Origin of the sequence: Campylobacter sp. RM5004 (genome assembly GCF_022369455.1) — a bacterium.
Classification (GTDB): Bacteria; Campylobacterota; Campylobacteria; order Campylobacterales; family Campylobacteraceae; genus Campylobacter_E.
The window spans coordinates 1,369,285-1,388,987 of record NZ_CP059599.1; the positions used below are offsets into that span (position 1 = coordinate 1,369,285).

General features: G+C 30.0%; 12 protein-coding genes, 1 tRNA gene, 1 rRNA gene and 1 pseudogene. 7 read left to right on the top strand and 8 right to left on the bottom strand.

Annotated features, from left to right (window positions below; genetic code table 11):
• Positions 1-2: 2 nt before the first annotated feature.
• The 3 genes and pseudogenes from AVANS_RS06760 to AVANS_RS06770 all read left to right on the top strand — a co-directional run bounded on the left by AVANS_RS06760 (position 3) and on the right by AVANS_RS06770 (position 6,983).
• Entirely contained in the window at positions 3-2,030 is a 2,028-nt protein-coding gene (locus AVANS_RS06760) for a DUF262 domain-containing protein (RefSeq protein ID WP_239817133.1), read from the top strand.
• A 111-nt stretch (positions 2,031-2,141) separates the two neighbouring features.
• Positions 2,142-5,528: pseudogene (dnaE, locus tag AVANS_RS06765) on the top strand (DNA polymerase III subunit alpha); the annotation flags it as partial.
• A gap of 876 nt (positions 5,529-6,404) precedes the next feature.
• Complete coding sequence (locus AVANS_RS06770) at positions 6,405-6,983, top strand: LysE family transporter (protein WP_239817134.1); 579 nt, start codon at positions 6,405-6,407, stop codon at positions 6,981-6,983.
• 52 nt (positions 6,984-7,035) lie between these two features.
• On the opposite strand, the gene AVANS_RS06775 is transcribed toward AVANS_RS06770, so the two are convergent.
• Positions 7,036-7,347, bottom strand: coding sequence for a helix-turn-helix domain-containing protein (locus tag AVANS_RS06775; RefSeq protein ID WP_239817135.1), 312 nt, complete (start codon positions 7,345-7,347; stop codon positions 7,036-7,038).
• A gap of 76 nt (positions 7,348-7,423) precedes the next feature.
• On the opposite strand from AVANS_RS06775, the gene AVANS_RS06780 reads away from it, so the two are divergent.
• Positions 7,424-8,011 (top strand): NAD(P)H-dependent oxidoreductase, encoded by a 588-nt coding sequence (locus tag AVANS_RS06780; protein ID WP_239817136.1) that lies wholly within the window; start codon positions 7,424-7,426, stop codon positions 8,009-8,011.
• Between the two features lie 110 nt (positions 8,012-8,121).
• Here AVANS_RS06780 and AVANS_RS06785 read toward each other — a convergent pair whose 3' ends face one another.
• The gene (locus AVANS_RS06785) at positions 8,122-8,481 is read right to left on the bottom strand and encodes a cupin domain-containing protein (RefSeq protein WP_239817137.1); all 360 of its coding nucleotides are present in this window, start codon (positions 8,479-8,481) and stop codon (positions 8,122-8,124) included.
• Between the two features lie 45 nt (positions 8,482-8,526).
• Positions 8,527-8,949, bottom strand: a complete 423-nt coding sequence (locus tag AVANS_RS06790; protein ID WP_239817138.1) for a MarR family transcriptional regulator — start codon at positions 8,947-8,949, stop codon at positions 8,527-8,529.
• Between the two features lie 161 nt (positions 8,950-9,110).
• Here AVANS_RS06790 and AVANS_RS06795 point away from each other — a divergent pair, with 161 nt between their 5' ends.
• The 3 genes from AVANS_RS06795 (at position 9,111) to AVANS_RS06805 (ending at position 12,530) form a co-directional block, all read left to right on the top strand.
• Positions 9,111-9,992 carry a hypothetical protein gene (locus AVANS_RS06795; RefSeq protein ID WP_239817139.1) on the top strand — a complete coding sequence of 294 codons (882 nt, stop codon included), beginning with the start codon at positions 9,111-9,113 and terminating at the stop codon, positions 9,990-9,992.
• A gap of 761 nt (positions 9,993-10,753) precedes the next feature.
• Positions 10,754-11,407 (top strand): AAA family ATPase, encoded by a 654-nt coding sequence (locus AVANS_RS06800; RefSeq protein ID WP_275583463.1) that lies wholly within the window; start codon positions 10,754-10,756, stop codon positions 11,405-11,407.
• Entirely contained in the window at positions 11,394-12,530 is a 1,137-nt protein-coding gene (locus AVANS_RS06805; protein ID WP_239817141.1) for an LlaJI family restriction endonuclease, read from the top strand. Before AVANS_RS06800 ends, AVANS_RS06805 begins: the two co-directional genes overlap by 14 nt.
• Positions 12,531-12,880: 350 nt before the next feature.
• Here the strand turns inward: AVANS_RS06805 and AVANS_RS06810 are convergent.
• From AVANS_RS06810 to AVANS_RS06830, 5 genes are all read right to left on the bottom strand, one after another.
• Positions 12,881-12,957: transfer RNA gene (locus AVANS_RS06810), tRNA-Ile, on the bottom strand.
• A gap of 121 nt (positions 12,958-13,078) precedes the next feature.
• Positions 13,079-14,587, bottom strand: a 16S ribosomal RNA gene (locus AVANS_RS06815).
• Between the two features lie 365 nt (positions 14,588-14,952).
• Positions 14,953-16,104 carry an amidohydrolase gene (locus tag AVANS_RS06820; protein WP_239817142.1) on the bottom strand — a complete coding sequence of 384 codons (1,152 nt, stop codon included), beginning with the start codon at positions 16,102-16,104 and terminating at the stop codon, positions 14,953-14,955.
• On the bottom strand, positions 16,104-18,899 hold the full coding sequence (gene uvrA, locus AVANS_RS06825; protein WP_239817143.1) for an excinuclease ABC subunit UvrA: 2,796 nt from the start codon (positions 18,897-18,899) through the stop codon (positions 16,104-16,106). Before uvrA ends, AVANS_RS06820 begins: the two co-directional genes overlap by 1 nt.
• Positions 18,892-19,674 (bottom strand): sulfite exporter TauE/SafE family protein, encoded by a 783-nt coding sequence (locus AVANS_RS06830; protein WP_239817144.1) that lies wholly within the window; start codon positions 19,672-19,674, stop codon positions 18,892-18,894. The genes uvrA and AVANS_RS06830 overlap by 8 nt, the downstream gene beginning before the upstream one ends.
• Between the last annotated feature and the right edge of the window lie 29 nt (positions 19,675-19,703).

Sequence of the window (19,703 nt, forward strand, 5' to 3'; positions counted from 1 at the left end):
AGATGGATACTAAAGCAGAGATTAAAATAATTAATGATATTAAAGGATATGGTTTCATAATACCACCCTATCAAAGGCTTTATGCTTGGAAAGATGAGCAAATAAAAACTCTTTTAGATGATTTTAAAAATTGTATTGAGCATAATAAAAACCAAAAAGAACAAAAATCTCATTTTATAGGTAATATCGTAGTATCAGAAGATAATGGCAAATATGTCCTTATAGATGGGCAGCAAAGGCTAACTACTATTTGGCTAGTTTTAAGGTATTTGTTACAAGGAAAATTTAAGAAAGAAGATTATTTTGATATAGAAATGCCTATTAGAGAAGAAGATGTTCAGGCGATAGATAAATACTGTAAGGGTAAAACTTTAGATGAATGTTTTAACGAAAAAAACAATACAAATGTAGGTTTTAAGAATGCTTTTAAATTTTTTGAAGTGTATTTTGGTAAAGATAATGAAGAAGATAAGCAACAACGTATTAATTTTATAAAAAAAGATGTTAAGTTTAATTTAGTTATTTTAAGTGACCAAGTAGAGCTAAATAAATACTTTGTAAGGATGAATAATACAGGAGTTCAGCTTGATGGCACAGATATTTTAAAGGCAAGATTGTTAAAGTTGATAAGCGATTATGAAAAAGAACAAAAAATTCAAAATGAAAAAAGCGAAGTTACAAAATACGCTAGGATATTTGATGAATGTTCGCAGATGAATTATTTTTCAGATTTTAGTTTTATAGATAATAATACGAACACCAATACAACCAAGCCAACTATTGAAAATATAATAAAAAATGAAAAAAAATTACAAAATTACTCAAATAATAATAATGATAGAGTTAAGTTTGAGAGTATTATTGATTTTCCTACCTTTATTTTGCATGTTTTTAAGATTTTATCAAGACAAGAATCAAATATTTTTAAAAAAGATATAAAAATATCAATAAAAAAAGACAAATTCCTTGAAAATACTTGGGATAAATTAAATGATGGGTTGAATGCAGAACAAGCAAAAACAATCATAGATGCTTTAAAAGAATATAGAACCATTTTTGATACCTTTGTGATAAAAAGAAAAGCAGATAATGAAGAAAATGAATATAAATTATGGAATAAAAACAATAATTGGAATGAAGTAAGTGATGCTAATGATTTAGCAATTATTCAAAACTATCTAAGAATAGCAAGGAGTGGAGATAATGCTAACTACCACCACTTTTTAACGCATTACTTAGAATTTTGTAAAAACGAAATTATGAGTAATGAAATTATGAGTGAAGAAGGAATAACTAGAAAAAAATGTTTGGATAATTTAAAAGATAGTAATAACGCAGATAATCTTAGAAAATACCTAAAAAGCATTGATGACTTTTTGGCATTAAAACAACTTGGCATGGCAAATAATTTAATTGATATGGCAAATTTGATTGATATTATTAGCGATGTTTCTTTTGGTCAATTTAATTTTGATGACCAAACAAATAAAATTAAAGAAAGTATTAAAAATTTAAATTTTGAAAATGTAGAAAAAAATACGGATAAGCCCAATTTTAATTTTTTAAACTACGGCACAAATACTCCGCATTATTGGTTTTATCGCTTAGAATATTACTTGTTGACCGATGAAAACTTTAAGAAAAAACATAATGATGATATTGAAAAATATCGTTTTAGATATGTTAATTCAGTAGAACATGTTTTAGCGCAAAATGATTTAGATGGTTTAAGTAAAGATAAAGAAAATCAAAAAGTGCTGAATGATTTTGGTAATTTAGCCCTAATAACAGATGGTGAAAACTCAACTTTTAGTAATAATGTATTTGTTGAAAAGAAAAGAATATTTAATAAATTTAAAAGCAAAGATAAAAAAATAATAAGCTTAAAATTATTGGATATATATAAAAATGAAGAATATCAAAAAAATGATAAAGATAACAATTTGAATAGCCAAACTTGGCAAGCTATACAAATTGAAAAGCATCGAGAAAAAATGCTAGATATTTTAAAAAACTCATTTAAAAACTAAAATTATTTTCCTAATTCAAATTCCACAAAAATTTCAAAGAATTTGAAACTAGGAATTTGCGTTTAAGAAGTCTTTAGATAAAACGACTAAAATAGCCCTAAAGGATAATATATGGATTTTACACATTTACATTTACATACGGAATATTCGCTTTTAGATGGTGCAAACAAAATTGATGAATTAGCAAAAAGACTAAAAGAGCTAAATTTCAAAGCTTGTGCAATCACCGATCATGGAGTAATGTTTGGGGCTATTCACTTTTATAAAAGTATGAAAAAGCACGGCATTAAGCCTATTATTGGCTTTGAAGGTTACTTACACGAAGAAGATGATATAAGCAGCACTTCAACAAATCATCGCTGGCATATATGCTTATTTGCCAAAAATCAAAAAGGCTATGAAAACCTTATGTATCTTACTTCAAGAGCTCATATAGATGGTTTTTATTATCGCCCAAGAATTAATAAAAAATTATTAAAAGAGCATAGTGAAGGCATTATTTGTAGTTCTGCATGTCTTGCCGGTGAGATTAATTGGCACTTAAATGATAAAGAAGTTCGCCGTAATGGAAAAACAAACGCCGATATGGGAGCTAAAGGCTACGAAGGAGCTAAAGCTGCTGCACTTTGGTATAAAGAAGTTTTTGGAGATGATTTTTATCTTGAAATTATGAGAATGGGGATTAATTCTCAATATAATATAGACACAAATATACTTAAATTAGGAAGAGAATTAGGTATAAAAGTAATTGCTACAAACGATTCGCACTATACATACAAAGATAGAGCTCAAGCTCAAAATATTTTCATGGCAATTAGCACAGGAGATATCGTTGGGGTTGATCCTGAAAGTGAAGATGCTAAGAAAAACACAGGCTTAAGACATACAATGAGTGAAATTTATGTAAAAAGTCCTGAAGAAATGTATGAATTATTCCTTGATGTGCCTGAAGTTGTGCAAAATACTCAAGAAATAGTTGATAAATGTAATTTAGAATTAAACCTAGGAAACCCTACTCCGCCAAACTTTAAATTCGCCCTTGAATATGCCGAAAAAATCGGCTTAGAGCTTCCTAGTAAAGATATTTTTAGTTTTGATAATGATGATGTATTGTTTGAAAAGCTTTGCTGGGATGGACTTGCTAAGCGTTTGGTTTATATTGATGAGAGCAAGCACGAAACATATAAAGAGCGTTTAAGAACTGAGATAAATATTATTAAAAATATGCGTTTTAGTGGTTATATGCTAATCGTTCATGATTTTATTAAGGCTGCTAAAGATATGGATATTCCTGTTGGACCTGGTAGGGGTTCTGCTGCAGGTTCTTTGGTGTCATTTTGTCTAGAAATAACTGATTTAGACCCACTTCCTTATAACTTACTTTTTGAGCGTTTTTTAAATCCTGAGCGTGTTTCTATGCCTGATATTGATGTGGATTTTTGTCAAAATAGGCGTGAAGAAGTGATTGATTATGTTGTACAAAAATATGGTCGTTATAACGTAGCCCAAGTAATTACTTTTGGTAAATTACTTGCAAAAGGTGTTATTCGTGATGTTGCAAGGGTTTGTGATTTACGCATAAAAGATGCTGATACTTTAGCAAAATTAGTGCCTGAAGAATTAAAAATCACTTTAAAAGATGCTTACGAAAAAAACCCTGATATAAAAGCTTTCATTGAAGATTTAGACAATCGCGCTGAATATAAAAATATAGTTTGTCATCCTGATGATGTAAGGGGCAAAAGCAAAATCGGAACAAGGGTTTGGGAATATTCATTAGCTCTTGAAGGACTTAATAGAAACGCAGGAATGCATGCTGCTGGTGTTGTTATTTCAAACGAAGAATTATGGAAAAAAACTCCATTATTTAAACAGCCAAAATCAGATGCGTTAGTAACTCAATATATGAAAGATTATCTTGAAGATGTTGATTTGATTAAGTTTGACTTCTTGGGGCTTAAAACTTTAACCGTTATTGATAATGCTATAAAACTTATTAAAAAACGCCATAATATAGACATAGACTGGAACAAAATTGATGTAAATGATAAAGGCGTTTATGATTTAATTCAAACTGGTAACACTCTTGGGATTTTTCAAATAGAAAGCTCGGGAATGCAGGATTTAAATGCTAGGCTTAAGCCAACTTGCTTTGAAGATTTAATCGCTGTTCTTGCACTTTATCGCCCAGGACCACTTGATAGTGGAATGGTTGATGATTTTATTGACATTAAGCATGGAAGAAAACCTGCTGTATATGCTTTCCCTGAATTAAAGCCTATTTTAGAGCCAACTTATGGGGTTATTGTATATCAAGAGCAAGTTATGCAAGTCGTTCAAACTATCGGTGGATTTAGCCTAGGTGGAGCTGATTTGGTTCGCCGTGCAATGGGTAAGAAAAAGCTTGAAGAAATGATTAAGCTAAAAGGCGAGTATTTAGATGGAGCTATAAAGCAAGGCTTTGATGAGAAAAAGGCTGATGATTTATGGGAGCTTATCTTAAAGTTTGCTGAATACGGCTTTAATAAATCTCACTCGGCTGCTTATGCTCTAGTTGCGTTTCAGACTGCTTATCTTAAAAAATATTATGAAACGGAATTTATGGCAGCATTACTAACTAGCGAAGAAGGTAAGGTTGAAAAAATTGAAAAATACAAAGATGAGCTTGATAGATTAGGAATAGAGCTTTTACCACCAAATATCAATGATGGCACAAGAGAATTTAACGTTATTGATAAAGATGGAAAGGCTGCTATTGTTTATGGACTAGGCTCAATTAAAAGCTTTGGAATTCCAAGCGCTGAAGGTCTTACTAAAGCTAGAGGAGATAAGCCATTTACTGATATAAAAGACTTTATTGCAAGAGCTGATGCTGCTTATATGAATAAAAAAGGCATAGAAGCTTTAGCTAAAACGGGTTGCTTTGAATGTATAGGAATTAATAGAAAAAGCTCTTTAGCTGCAATTGATTATATTATTAATGAATTTAAAGCAAAAAAAGAGCATGATAAAAGATTACAAGAAAGCTTGTTTTCTCAGTTTGAAACCGAATATCATAGTAGTATTGATATTACAAATCAAGAAGAATTTAGCGTTGCAGAACTTGCAGAATTTGATAAAGAATATTTAGGCATTTATTTAGGAACTCACCCGCTAGATGAGTTTAAAAAAGAAATCAAATCAATAGATCATTATAAAAGCTCTGATTTTGAAAACTTAGATGATGGTGATTATCAAGCATTTTGCTTAGGTATTATTGAAGAAGTAGATTTTAAACAAAGTAAAAGTGGTAAAAGTTATGCAAATATTAAAGCGCTTGATTATTATTCAAACTTTAATATTTTATGCTTTAACCCTGATTTAATAGAAATTTTAGCGTCAAAATATAAAGCTATGAATCTTGCTTCTTCGGATACAAAAACCAAAAAATCTCTTTATGGATTTTTACTAAACAATAAGCGTGAAAATGGCAAAAATACTTTATTTTTAAATAGTTTAGTTGAAGTTGATGCTCAAGATATAGGCGTAAATGAGTTTGATAAAAACGCCTTAGGTTTTGAAGTTTTTGTCAAAAAAGGTGGCAAAAAAATCAAAGGCGATATAAAAAGATTTTCTCATTTAGTTGAAAAAATAGACTATTTAAAGCATAGCGAATTCGCTCAAAGCGAGTATGGAGATTATAACGCCTTTAGCTTGGGTGTTGTAATTGATGCAGAATTTAAAATCAGCAAGAAAAATAAAGCATTTGCTAAGATTAAAGTTGTTGATGAAGTTGGAGAATTTGATATTTTATGCTTTAACGATGATGTTTATAAAAAGCTTGAAAAAGAGTTTTTAAATCAAGAAAAAGAAGAAAAATTATATGGTTTTGATTTAAGCCTTAGGGTTGATGATAATGGAACAGGAGCGTTTTTAGATGACTTTTTCTTAATTACTCCTGAGCTTATAAAAGAGCCTAGCAATGGTAAAAATGCCTTAGGATATTCGGTAATTGAGAAAAGAGTGGCAAAAGCAAGAAGGGTTTATAATAAAGAAAACAAAGAAGAATTTACCCAAAGTCCAAAAGCATTTGAAGGTGAGTTTATAAAGATTGATTTATTAAACATAAAAGCAGAAATTTTAGAAGAAATAACAAGGCTAATTAAAGATAATTTATGTTCTAAAGAAGTTGCTCGTGAGATTGTTTTAGAATTTTTAGTTGATTCTTGTGTCAGTAAGTATTCAAGAAGATTTGGCGTAAATTACGAAACAATAGAAAAAATCAAAGAATTAGCAAAAACTAGCTAAAGCAAATTCCTATTTCAAATTCTAATTTTTTTTAGAATTTGAAATAGTGGAAAATATATAAATTAGTTTTAATATCAAAGGATTAATATGTTTAGTTGGTTTAGTTTTTTATCTTATGCTGTGATTATGTCTATTACACCAGGGGCAAACAATATCTTATCAATGATAAATGCGAAAAATTTCGGATTTAAAAAGAGTTTGCCTTTTAATTTCGGAGTTTTTGTAGGCTTTAGCGTTGTAATGTTAATTTGCACTATTTTTTGCAATTTATTATCAGTATATATTCCTATGCTTCAATTTTATATGCAAATAATCGGAGCTATTTATTTAACTTATTTAGCCTTTAAGATTATAAAAAGCACATTAAATGATAATGTAAAGCCTACAAATAGCTTTATTCAAGGTGCATTATTACAATTTATAAATCCAAAAATTTATATTTATTGCATAGTGTCAATGCAAACTTTCATAATGCCTTTTTATCAAAATGATTTCTTTATGTTAATACTTTTTGCATTTTTACTAGCTTTTATAGGAAGTATTTTTACATTTCTTTGGGCTGGCTTTGGCAGTATTTTTAGTGTTTTATTCGTAAAATATGCAAAAATTACAAATATTATTCTAGCTTTAATGCTTATTTATTGTGCTTTAAGCTTGTTTTTCTAATTATTAAATTTAGATTTTAATACCATAAAATCATTAGAATTTGAAATAGGAATTATTTATTTTCATTTCCCCATTTGCAAAGCATTTTCATAATAGGAACTAAAGTTTGTCCCTTTTTGCTTAGCCTGTATTCTACTTTTGGTGGTATTACTGGATATTCTATGCGAATTATTAGACCATCACTTTCAAGCTCTTTTAAAGCTCTTGTAAGACTTTTAAAAGAAACATCTCCAACAGCTCTTTTAAGCTCGTTGTATCTTAAGACTTCGCTATGCAAAAGATTATACATGATCTCAATTTTATATTTGCCAAAAATTTGCTTTAGGGCGTGTTTTAGCCAACAATTTTCTAAATGATTTTGCATACACTCTCCTTTTTGTTCGTATTGACAAAAAACTCCCATTAATTATAATGACTTTACCATAAATTAAGGAGGTTTTATGAAAAATGTTTTACTGATTAATGGTTCTATGCCTTATCTTTTCTCAAAAGGCGAGCTAAACGCTAGCTTGCAAGAAGTTGCTTTTAAGACTTTAAGCAAAAACGGCTTTAATGTAGAACAAACCACTATAAATCAAGGCTATGATGAAGCAACTGAGGTAGAAAAGTTTTTAAAAGCTGATATCATCATCTATCAAATTCCTTGCTTTTATATGAATGCACCTTGGATTTTTTGGGAATATCTAGCCAAAGTTTATACAGCTGGTAAAGGAAAACTTTGGGAAAATGATGGCAGAAGTAGAAGTGACCCTAGCAAAAAATACGGCTCAGGTGGGCTTAGCCAAGGTAAAAAATATATGATTTCTTGGACCTTTAACGCTCCAAAGGTTGCATTTTTTGAAGAAGGGCAATTTTTTAGTGATGTTGGAGTTGATGGGCTAAGCGTAAGTCTTCATAAAGCAAACCAATCAGCCGGAATGAGTGCGCTTAAAACCTTTGCTTGTTATAACGTTCATAAGGGTGAAGATACGCAAAAATATCTAAAAGAATACGAAAATCACATACTAAATGAAATAGTAAATTCTTAAAAATACACGGAATATTTATTCCGTGCTAAATCTTTGTAATATTTAGGTATTTAAAAATACTAAATTTTAATATATAGACATTTTAAAGCTATATATAAAAACTTTTAATTTTATTCAATCACACCATCTGTAAATGTATATTGAGTTAAAGAATTTTCCTTAGCTTGAATACAGATATAATTTAAATCACTTTTAGCAAAAATCTGCCTTCTAACACTAGGAGCAACTCTAATTATATCGCCTTTTTTAATTGAAATTAGTTCATTATCTAACTTTATTTCCCCATTTCCATTTAATATAATATATATTTCTTCATTGCTTTTATGATAATGTATAAAAGGCACATTTGTATTTGCCAAAAGTGTGTTAATACTTATCTCACAAGAAGTAAATTCAAGCTTATCTTTTAAATCAACTCTGCTAATACTTGAAAACTCACCTAAACTCTCAATGCTAAAATTTTTGTTCATTTTATCTCCTTTTAGTTTGATAACGAACTATTTTATATTAAAAAGTTAATCTTTTATATTTTTTAGCATTTTTTCTAATAATTCTTCTATTAATAAAGCTTCAGCTTTTGAAAAATCTTTTAATAATTTAGAAAAAACTATATTAGAAACTTCTTCAAAAATTACTCTTAAATCCAAAGCTTTTTTGGTAGCTTTAATTAAATACATTCTACTATCTTCTTCACTTTGTCTTTTTATAACATAACCATTTAGCTCTAATTTATCAATTAATGAACTTACAGTGGCTTTGCTTCTATGGATTTGTTGAGCAATTTGAACCATACAATACTCATTTTCATCAAAAAGCATATTTAAAATATCAGCATGCGAAAATGACAAATCAAACTCGGCTCTTTTGTTAAGCTCATTTAAAATCATTTCATTTGCAAGTTCTTTTATCCTACCCATTAAAAATAAGCTTGAGTTCATAGTTTGTCCTTATAAGTTTTTTTGATTATATAAAAATATTTAAATTCCTAATTCAAATTCCTAAAAAATAAACGACTTTTTTGCTAAATTATAAAAAAGGAGTTAAAATATCTTTTATTAGAAAAATAAAAATTTGTTTTATAAGAAAGACTAGAAATAGTTTGGAAAATTATTCTTTACAGATGAAAAGGTTTTTAATAAACTATTCTAAGCTTTTAAAAATTGCTAATTTATTTACAAAAACTATGAGATTTTCGCTAGTTTTGATTACCTTAGTTTCTGTTATTGCTTATACTAAATATTATTTATTTGAAGTTGGGTATTTGCCTAGATTTGATTTTAATTTACTTCTTACTTTTGGTTATGTATGTTTTATATATTCTATTTTTATAGGAATAATTCCTTATATTATGATAGAATTTGTAGTTTTACTTGCGTGTAAAACAAAAACAAAAAAAGCTAATGATTTAACTTCAAAAATTATTAATTTTTTATATGAAAAAGTATTTTTGATAATCGCAATTTCTGTTATTATCGTGATTGAATTAGTATTTTTAAGCCTTGTTCAAGTCTATCAAACAACAAATTACGATAATATTTCCCTACCTACTCTAAATAGTTGTTTAAATGTTATGATGAGTATTTTTATAGTTCTTTGTGTGTTTGCATATCTTTTCAAAAGATTTAGTTTGCTTATCAAAATTATTTGGATAATTTGCTCTATTTGGTATTTTTTTAGCCTTGATATAAAAGTGGTGAAATTAGCAAATATAGGTGGCTTTAGAACTGATATGGTGATTAGTAAAAATAGTCTTTATATGAGTTATTTTGTAAATTATAAAAAGCTTGATATTAGGCTTTGTGATGAACTAAAAGGTGAGAGAAATATTTGCAAATTAATTGATGGAAATTATGTTTTAAAAGATGTTTTGATACTATCAAGTTTAAGCGATACTGTGTATATAGAAATGGATTTAAACGATAATAAAAGTCAAAAACTAGACTTTAAACAAAGCGAGATAGAAATAATAAATAAATTATAAAAAGAATTTGAAATAGGAAATTAAACTACTTATAAATATTAATTTATTATATAAATATAAACTATATTTAATAAATAAAATATCGGAGAGAAAATGGCGAATATAAAAGATGAATTTATAAATTGGTGTTCTAGTCAACCAAATAATTTAAAAAATGGATATAAAAACTCTACTGTAACAATGCACTATATTCCAAGATTATTAAAAATGTATAATCAAAAAACAAAAAAAAAGATGGTAAAGATATTTTTAATGTTGATAAAAATAATGTAAATGACATAATATCTATATTAAATAGTATTGATATAGATTTTCTAACAAACCTAAAAAAAAGATAATGGAGATTTTGCAGGATATAAAACTTGTAGAGATTTATATGCTCATTTTTTAATTTGGTATTTTAAACTAGGCGAAAATAAATGGAAAAATTTTTCTAACTTATCCACAATTAAATCTAATCAATTTTATGATATAAATTTCAATAATTCAAAATATAAAAATACTAATAATAAAAATAGTGCTGAAGACGAAAAATATAATAGAAAAATACTTAAATCTAATAATCATCCATATCAACTCATATTCTACGGAGCACCTGGGACAGGAAAAAGCAGTAAGTTAAATAAAAAAGCTGAAGTATTTGACAGTAATATTAAACGAGTTACTTTTCACCCCAGTCTTACTTATGGGGCTTTTGTAGGTTCATTTAAACCATACAGCAAAAATGGAAAAATCACTTATAATACATTGCAGGAGTTTTTATAAGACATCTTGTAAAAGCATTAAAAAACGAAAATGAAAATTATTTGCTAATCATAGAAGAAATAAACAGAGCTAACACAGCCGCAGTTTTTGGTGATATGTTTCAACTGCTTGATAGAGATGAAAACGGAGAGAGCGAGTATAAAATATCTATAAGTGATGAGTTAAAAGAGCATTTAGATAAAGAATCGGTGAAGAATTTAAAAAATAACAAATTATATTTACCAAGTAATTTTTATATTTGGGCTACTATGAATAATGCTGACCAAGGTGTAATGCCACTTGATACAGCGTTTAAGCGTAGGTGGGATTTTGAATATATGCCGCTTGATTTAACGAAAGAAGATGAAGAGCAATTACAAGGCTTAAAACTAGAATGGAATAAGCTAAGAAAAAATATAAATAAAAAATTATTAAGCTTAGGTATAAATGAAGATAAATTGCTTGGATTTTACTTTCTAAATAGTAAAGCTTTAGAAAATGAAGATAATTATCTAAAAGCTTTACAAAATAAAGTATTAATGTATTTATACGAAGATGTTTTAAGACATTGTAGAGCTAAGGTTTTTGGAGAAAAAACTTTTGCACAAATAGAAGATATTAGAAATATATTCCTAAACCAGCAAGAGCAAAATCAAGATGAAAATACGTAAGTATATAGAGCTAAAAGATGAATTAGATGATGATTTAGCTAAGTATTGTAGTGAGTTTGTAAGCTATAAAAATAATATTGCTAGATTTAATTTCGTAGGGCTTTTGGCTAAAGATAATGAATATTTTTTTATCTATCCAAAATATACAAAAAATGCGAACATAGATAGTAATCATGATGATTTTTTAGAAGTTTTAAACGTTATTGAAAAGTATCATAAAAATAACCTAATGGCAAATAATGTTGAAGATGTTGAAGATGTAAATCCTTTAAATATCGCTATTTTAATCATCAAAGATTTTTATGAAAACGGCATTTATACAAATACTAAAGACAGCTTTAGTTTAAATGATGATAATGAGATTTGTTGGGAAAAAACCATTGATGAGTTAGAAACTTTTATAGTTGATGATACGCCTTTTTACTTAGACTATTATACACACACCAAAATAGAGTTTGATAGCTTTATAAATGAACTTCACAAGGCTATTTTAGATGACATTTTTACTAAATATGCTGATATTTTGAAGGTTTTACAAATTAACATAAGCAATGTAGATGGCATAAGTCTTGATAGTTTTGAAGAAATTGATTATCTAATCCAAAAACTAGAGAATGAACTAAAAGTGCAGTTTGTAACAGCTAAAAGGTATACACTAAAGCTACTTATAGGCTATCTAAAAAGCTTAAAAACTAGCACTTTAAATACTGATTATTTAGGGACAAAATATTTTCATAATATTTGGGAAGATGTTTGTAGAATATATCTAAAAGGACGAAAAAGTTCAATTGCACAAAAACCTGAATGGATTATAAAAGATATGAAAATTATAAAAGACACATTAGAACCTGACATTTTAGTAGGTGATGCAAGTGGCTTAGAGATTTATGATGCAAAATATTATGATTTAGAAAAAAACACTCCAAGTGCAAACGATATAATAAAACAAATCACATATAAAAAAGCTTATGAGCTAAAAGGATATAAAGTAGTTTTAAATGCTTTTGTATTTCCAAATCTTGATTGTCTTAGTTTTGAAATAGTTGGAGAAGTAAGATTTTTAAATAATAGTGTAACTATAAGTTATTTAAATCCTAAACTAGCCTATAAAAAATATTTATAATATTCACTGCCATCTCTTTTTCCACCAACTAAACCCACTATCTCTTAACCCCAAATACTCCATAAACATTCAACATTTAAAAACACTAAGATAATAAACCTACCCTTACCCACTTAAACATAAAAGCACATAAATTAATCCTAACTAATCTACCTAATTTAATTCCTTTTACATACTTAATCAAGCTTTAAGCTAATACAGCTTAATAAAAGAACTAATTAACCATAAAAATACTTTTTGAGTAAATTAGAAGGTTAAAAAATAAACTAAAAATACTAAATAAATAAAAATAATGCAAAAAATAAAACTTAAACAATAAAAAACAAAGATTAAAAACATAAGGGAGTAAATGGTGGGCCTAACAAGACTTGAACTTGTGACCTCACCCTTATCAGGGGTGCACTCTAACCAGCTGAGCTATAGGCCCTTAAGAAGTAGAATTATTGTTATATATTATTTCATTTCAACCTTTGATATCCAAACAAGCTCTCAAGAGCTAGTTAATTATTATCTACTCTTTAGTGTGAGTTAAAGAGTGTGTACTCTAGAAAGGAGGTGATCCAACCGCAGGTTCTCCTACGGTTACCTTGTTACGACTTCACCCCAGTCGCTGATTTTGCTGTGGGCGGTAACTAGTTTAGTATTCCGACTTAAAGCACAATCAACTCCCATGGTGTGACGGGCGGTGAGTACAAGACCCGGGAACGTATTCACCGTAACATAGCTGATTTACGATTACTAGCGATTCCGGCTTCATGCTCTCGAGTTGCAGAGAACAATCCGAACTAAGACATATTTTATAGATTTGCTCCACCTCGCGGTATTGCTTCTCATTGTATATGCCATTGTAGCACGTGTGTAGCCCTGGGCATAAGGGCCATGATGACTTGACGTCGTCCACACCTTCCTCCTCCTTGCGAAGGCAGTCTATTTAGAGTGCTCAGCCGAACTGTTAGCAACTAAATACGTGGGTTGCGCTCGTTGCGGGACTTAACCCAACATCTCACGACACGAGCTGACGACAGCCGTGCAGCACCTGTCTCTAAGTTCTAGCAAGCTAGCACCCTCTTATCTCTAAAAGGTTCTTAGGATATCAAGCCCAGGTAAGGTTCTTCGCGTATCTTCGAATTAAACCACATGCTCCACCGCTTGTGCGGGTCCCCGTCTATTCCTTTGAGTTTTAATCTTGCGACCGTACTCCCCAGGCGGTATGCTTAATCCGTTAGGTGCATTACTAAAATGACTAGCATTCTAATAACTAGCATACATCGTTTAGGGCGTGGACTACCAGGGTATCTAATCCTGTTTGCTCCCCACGCTTTCGCGCCTTAGCGTCAGTTAAGTTCTAGCAGATCGCTTTCGCAATTGGCATTCTTAGTAATATCTACGGATTTTACCCCTACACTACTAATTCCATCTGCCTCTCCCTTACTCTAGAATAGCAGTTTTGAATGCAGTTTAATGGTTAAGCCATTAGATTTCACATCCAACTTACTACTCCGCCTACGCGCCCTTTACGCCCAGTGATTCCGAGTAACGCTTGCACCCTCCGTATTACCGCGGCTGCTGGCACGGAGTTAGCCGGTGCTTATTCTTACAATACAGTCAGTATTCTTCTTGTAAAAAAGGAGTTTACGCTCCGAAAAGTGTCATCCTCCACGCGGCGTTGCTGCTTCAGGGTTTCCCCCATTGAGCAATATTCCCCACTGCTGCCTCCCGTAGGAGTCTGGACCGTGTCTCAGTTCCAGTGTGTCTGATCATCCTCTAAGACCAGATATGCGTCATAGCCTTGGTAAGCCATTACCTTACCAACTAGCTGATACAATATAGCCCTATCCCTTACCGAAAAACTTTCCCGCCCTAACTTATGTTAGAGCGGAGTATAGAGTATTAGCAGTCGTTTCCAACTGTTGTCCTCTTGTAAGGGGCAAGTTAGCTATACATTACTCACCCGTGCGCCACTAATCCGTCTAGCAAGCTAGACTTCATCGTTCGACTTGCATGTGTTAGGCACGCCGCCAGCGTTCACTCTGAGCCAGGATCAAACTCTCCATAATTTAAATGATTACTTTTTAATTTTAAAAAATTAAAAAATAAATAAAATAATGAAGTGAATGATTTAAAACTTAATATAAATATTTAAAAGTTTTAAATGGCTCTTGATCACTTGTTTAGATATCAAAGATTGACGTTGAAATAATTGATATATTTAAAATTAACAATAAAACTATTTAAAAATAACGATTTGCTAAATTGCAAATTAAAAGCTCGTATTATATGTTATTAACCTTAAAGATTACTTAAAGTATAAAAAATATTTTATAAAGTTTGGAAGAATTTGAAATAGGAATTTGAATTGTTTGGAATGTTTAAATTCCTAATTCAAATTCTTTGGTGGAATTTGAAATAGGAATTAGCAATTTTATTTAAGATATTTTAGACAAAGTCCTGAGTAAAACGCTGCAGCATTTACTAAAGTATCATCATCATAAATATATCTTGGATCATGTAAATAATATTCATTCTTATTTAGTATGAAAGCATAAGCACCTTTGCATTCTTCAAGCATAAAAGAAAAATCCTCACTACCCATTAAAGGCTCATGATTATCATCACAATTTTGCTCTCCAAACAATTCACATGCTACACCAAAGGCTAATTTTTGTGCCTCATCATCATTTATTGTAGCAGCTCCTATTTGAATAAATTCAAGCTCAATTTTTACTTTAAATAAAATCTCGCAAGATTTAGCTATATTTTCTAATTGATTTATGATGATTGTTCTATCTTCACTATTAAAAGTTCTAATATTAGCTAATAATAAAGCCTTATCTTGCAATATATTAAAACTCGTTTCATTTCCACTTAGAGCTGCTCCAAATGTAATTACAGCTGAGTTTTTTGCAGCTATATTTCTAGCCGTTATTAAACTTGCTTGAGTTATAAAATGAGCCATTGCACCCATTACATCACTAGCCTTTTCAGGCGCACTTCCATGCCCACCAATTCCACTAATATTTACCCTAAGCGCATCAGCTCCTGCCATCATAGCTCCACGCTTTAAGCAAAATAATTTATTAGTTTTGCTTGGGATATTGTGATAGCCAAATACATAATCACTTGGAAATTTTCTAAATAAGCCATCTTCAAGCATAGCTTTAGCACCACCCCTGCCTTCTTCTGCAGGCTGAAAAATAAAATTAATTGTCCCATCAAAATCACTTTCGCTTAAATATTTTGCAGCAAGCAACAAGCTAGCAGTATGCCCATCATGCCCACACGCATGCATTATGCCTTCATTTTTAGAAGCATAACTTACTCCACTAGCTTCATTTATTACAAGTGCATCCATATCAGCTCTTAAGGCTATGCTTTTATTTGAATTTCCTTTTTTTAAAACCCCAACAACTCCAGTAACACCTATATTCTCATGCACCTCAATGCCAAACTCTTTTAATTTATTAGCAACTAATTTTGCTGTTTTAAACTCTTTTAATCCAAGCTCAGGATTTTCGTGTATGCACTTTCTAATTTCTATAAATTCAGGTGCTAATTTTTTAATACTTTCAATCATCAAAACTCCTTTTTCATTTCTTTAAATTCTTGAGCTAAAAACTTAGCTGTATAGCTTGTATCAGCGTATTTTCTAGCTAATTCAAGTGGATTTCCTTCAGCAATTATCTTACCACCCCTAAAACCACCTTCAGGTCCCATATCTATAATATAATCAGCATTTTTGATTAAATCTAAATTATGCTCAATTACAAAAACACTATTTCCTAAATCCACTAAATGCTGTAAAACCTTTACAAGCTTTGCAGTATCTGCAAAATGAAGCCCCGTAGTTGGCTCATCTAATAAATAAAGCGTATTTCCTGTATCACTTTTGCTTAATTCTTTAGATATTTTAATCCTTTGAGCTTCTCCGCCACTTAAGGTTGTAGCGTTTTGCCCTAAAGCAATATAATCAAGCCCAACATCCATTAAAGTTTGTAATTTTTGTCTAATTTTAGGCAATTTTGCAAAAAACTCATAAGCCTCTGCCACACTCATTTCTAAAACATCTGCAATACTTTTATCTTTATATTTAATTTCTAGCGTTTGATGATTGTATCTTTTGCCACCACAGGCATCACAAGTAATTGTTACATCAGGTAAAAAGTGCATAGAGATTTTAAGCTCACCTTCCCCACTACATTTTTCACATCTACCACCTGCGACATTGAAACTAAATCTACCTATTTTATAGCCACGAATTTGTGCTTCGGGAACACTAGCAAAAAGGTTTCTAATCTCATCCATTAAACCTGTATAAGTAGCAGGATTACTTCTAGGAGTTTTTCCGATAGGACTTTGATCTAAAAAAATTACCTTATCTAATTTATCAAGCCCTTTATAAGTAATATCATTAATAGTTATTTTTGCTTTATTTAAATTAGCCCTTGCAATAGGAAGTAATGAATGTAGCATCAATGAGCTTTTCCCACTACCACTAACTCCTGTTACGCAAACTAAATTCCTTAAAGGAAATTTAACGCTTAAATCTTTTATATTGTTTTGATTGATTCCACTAAGTTCTAAAAATCCATCATTTTTACGAGCTTTATAAAAATCAATTTCTTTTTTGCGAGTTATATATAAAGCTGTTTCACATTTGCTCTTTAAAAGCTGTTTATAAGTGCCACAAAATACTATTTCTCCACCACCAACACCTGCCTTTGGTCCAATTTCTACTATTACATCAGCGCTCTCAATTGTCTTTCTATCATGCTCAACTACTATTAAGGTATTTCCTTTAGCTTGCAAGCTTTTTAAAGTATTTATTAGTTTTGTAGTATCTCTTTCATGAAGTCCAATACTAGGTTCATCTAATACATATAAAACCCCACTAAGACCACTTCCTATTTGAGAAGCTATTCTAATTCTTTGCGCTTCTCCACCACTAATAGTTCTTGCATCTCTTCCTAAGGTTAAATATCCTAAGCCTACATCATTTAAGAAAAACAATCTTTCATTAATTTCTTTGATAATAGGATAAGAAATTTCATAATCTTGCTTATTTAAATTGCTAAAATTTTCTATTTTAAAAAAATCACAAATATCTTCAATAGGAGTGCTAATAACATCGGCTATACTTTTGCCATTTACTAATACTGCCAAGCTTTGCTCGTTTAATCTAAAGCCTTTACAAGATGGGCAGGTTTTTTCTACTATATAATCATTAAAATCTTTATCATCTTTTAAAATATCATAACTAAGCTTTATAGCACCCTCAAAACTCTTTTTAATATTATGTTTATTCCATAAAAAGCTAAACTCGGTTGCACTTCCATATAAAATAAGCTTTTTTTGATATTCGCTTAATTCTTCATAAGGTTTATTTGTTGGTATTTTTTCTGCTTCACAAAATGCTAATAATAGTTTTGAATAATAGCTTTTATTAAAGCCCATCATAGTGCGAACCGCACCATCTTCTATACTTCTTTCATAATTTATAATTTTTTCTTGGTCAATACTCATTCTAATGCCTAAGCCATCGCATAAAGAACAAGCTCCTTTTGGACTATTAAAAGAAAAGCTTAAAGGCTCAAGCTTATTAAATGAGATTTTGCATTTAAAACAAGCATTGTGAAGTGAATAGTGAATATTTTTATTGCTTTCTAATAATTCTAATTCGCACTCGCCATAACTTAAATTTAAAGCTTTTTCAACAGCTTGTGCTAAACGGCTTTTATTTTCATCGTTAATTCTTAATCTATCAACTACAAGTTTAATTGTATGTTTTTTAGTCTTTGCTAAATCTATTGGCTCATCTAAGCGTGTTAGCGTGCCATTTATTAAAATATTTATAAATCCTTGATTTTTAAGACTTTCAAGAAGTGGTGCGAATGTGCCTTTTTTCTCCTTTACTAAAGGAGCTAATATCATAGCTTTTTCGCTAAATTTTGACATTTCATTGATTATATCTTCTGTATCCATTTTATTAATTTTTTCACCACATTTATAGCAATGTTGAACTCCGATTTTTGAATACAAAAGTCTTAAATAATCATATATTTCAGTAATTGTTCCAACTGTTGAGCGTGGGTTTTTGCTAGTTGATTTTTGATCAATTGCAATAGCAGGGGTTAAGCCTTCTATTTTTTCTACATTTGGTTTTCTAAATTTATCTAAAAATTGTCTTGCATAAGCGCTTAAGCTTTCTATATAACGGCGTTGCCCTTCTGCATAAAGCGTATCAAAAGCTAAAGTTGATTTACCGCTACCACTAAGCCCTGTAAAAACTATTAGCTTATTTTTAGGTAATGTTAAATTAATATTTTTTAAGTTATTTTCACTTGCGTTTATAACTTTTATTTCATCATTCATTTATTACTCCGTGTTGTTTCAAAACTTCTATTATTGATAAGCTTAATACAAATAATAAAAATCCTATGAAAAGTTTTTTTTGTGTTTTATTGCTAATTTTATGAAATAGCCAATTTCCTACCCAAACACCAGGAAGACTAGAAATTGCGATTATAGCACCGGCTGTATAATCAACATGATTTGTAATAGCCATAGAAATAAAAGCAGCACCACCTGCAAAAGCGACAAAAAGCCCACTCATAGAAGCTGCTTTTTTTATATTTAAATTACAAATAGCAACCAAAGCAGGAGTAAGTAAAGCTCCCCCACCTATTCCTCCACTTGTAGCAATCGCACCTATTATTAAACCTACAAAAAATTGCAATAATTTTGAGTTTTTTTCAGGTTCAGTTGGATTTGCTGGAGAAAAATAAAGCTTAATAATAGCCCAAGTGATTAGAAAACAAATAATATAAGCAATTACTAAATTGCTAACAATTTTCATAATTAATCCAACGCTAAGACCACCGATAAGTCCTCCTAATGCAGGATAAATTGCTGATTTTATTTGCAATGTTCCTTTTTTATAATTTAGATATGAATTATAAAAAGATGAAAATACCATTTGCATAACACTAATTCCAACGGCAATTTTAGGAGAATACCCAACGAGCGTTGTCATTATAGGCACTACTGCTGTTCCTCCACCTATTGCAAAAAGCCCTGCTGTAAATCCTACCAAAAGCCCATCTAAAACAAAAATTATATAAGTAAATAAGGTGTATTGTTCTATCATAAAAACTCCTAAATCGTTATATTAATTAA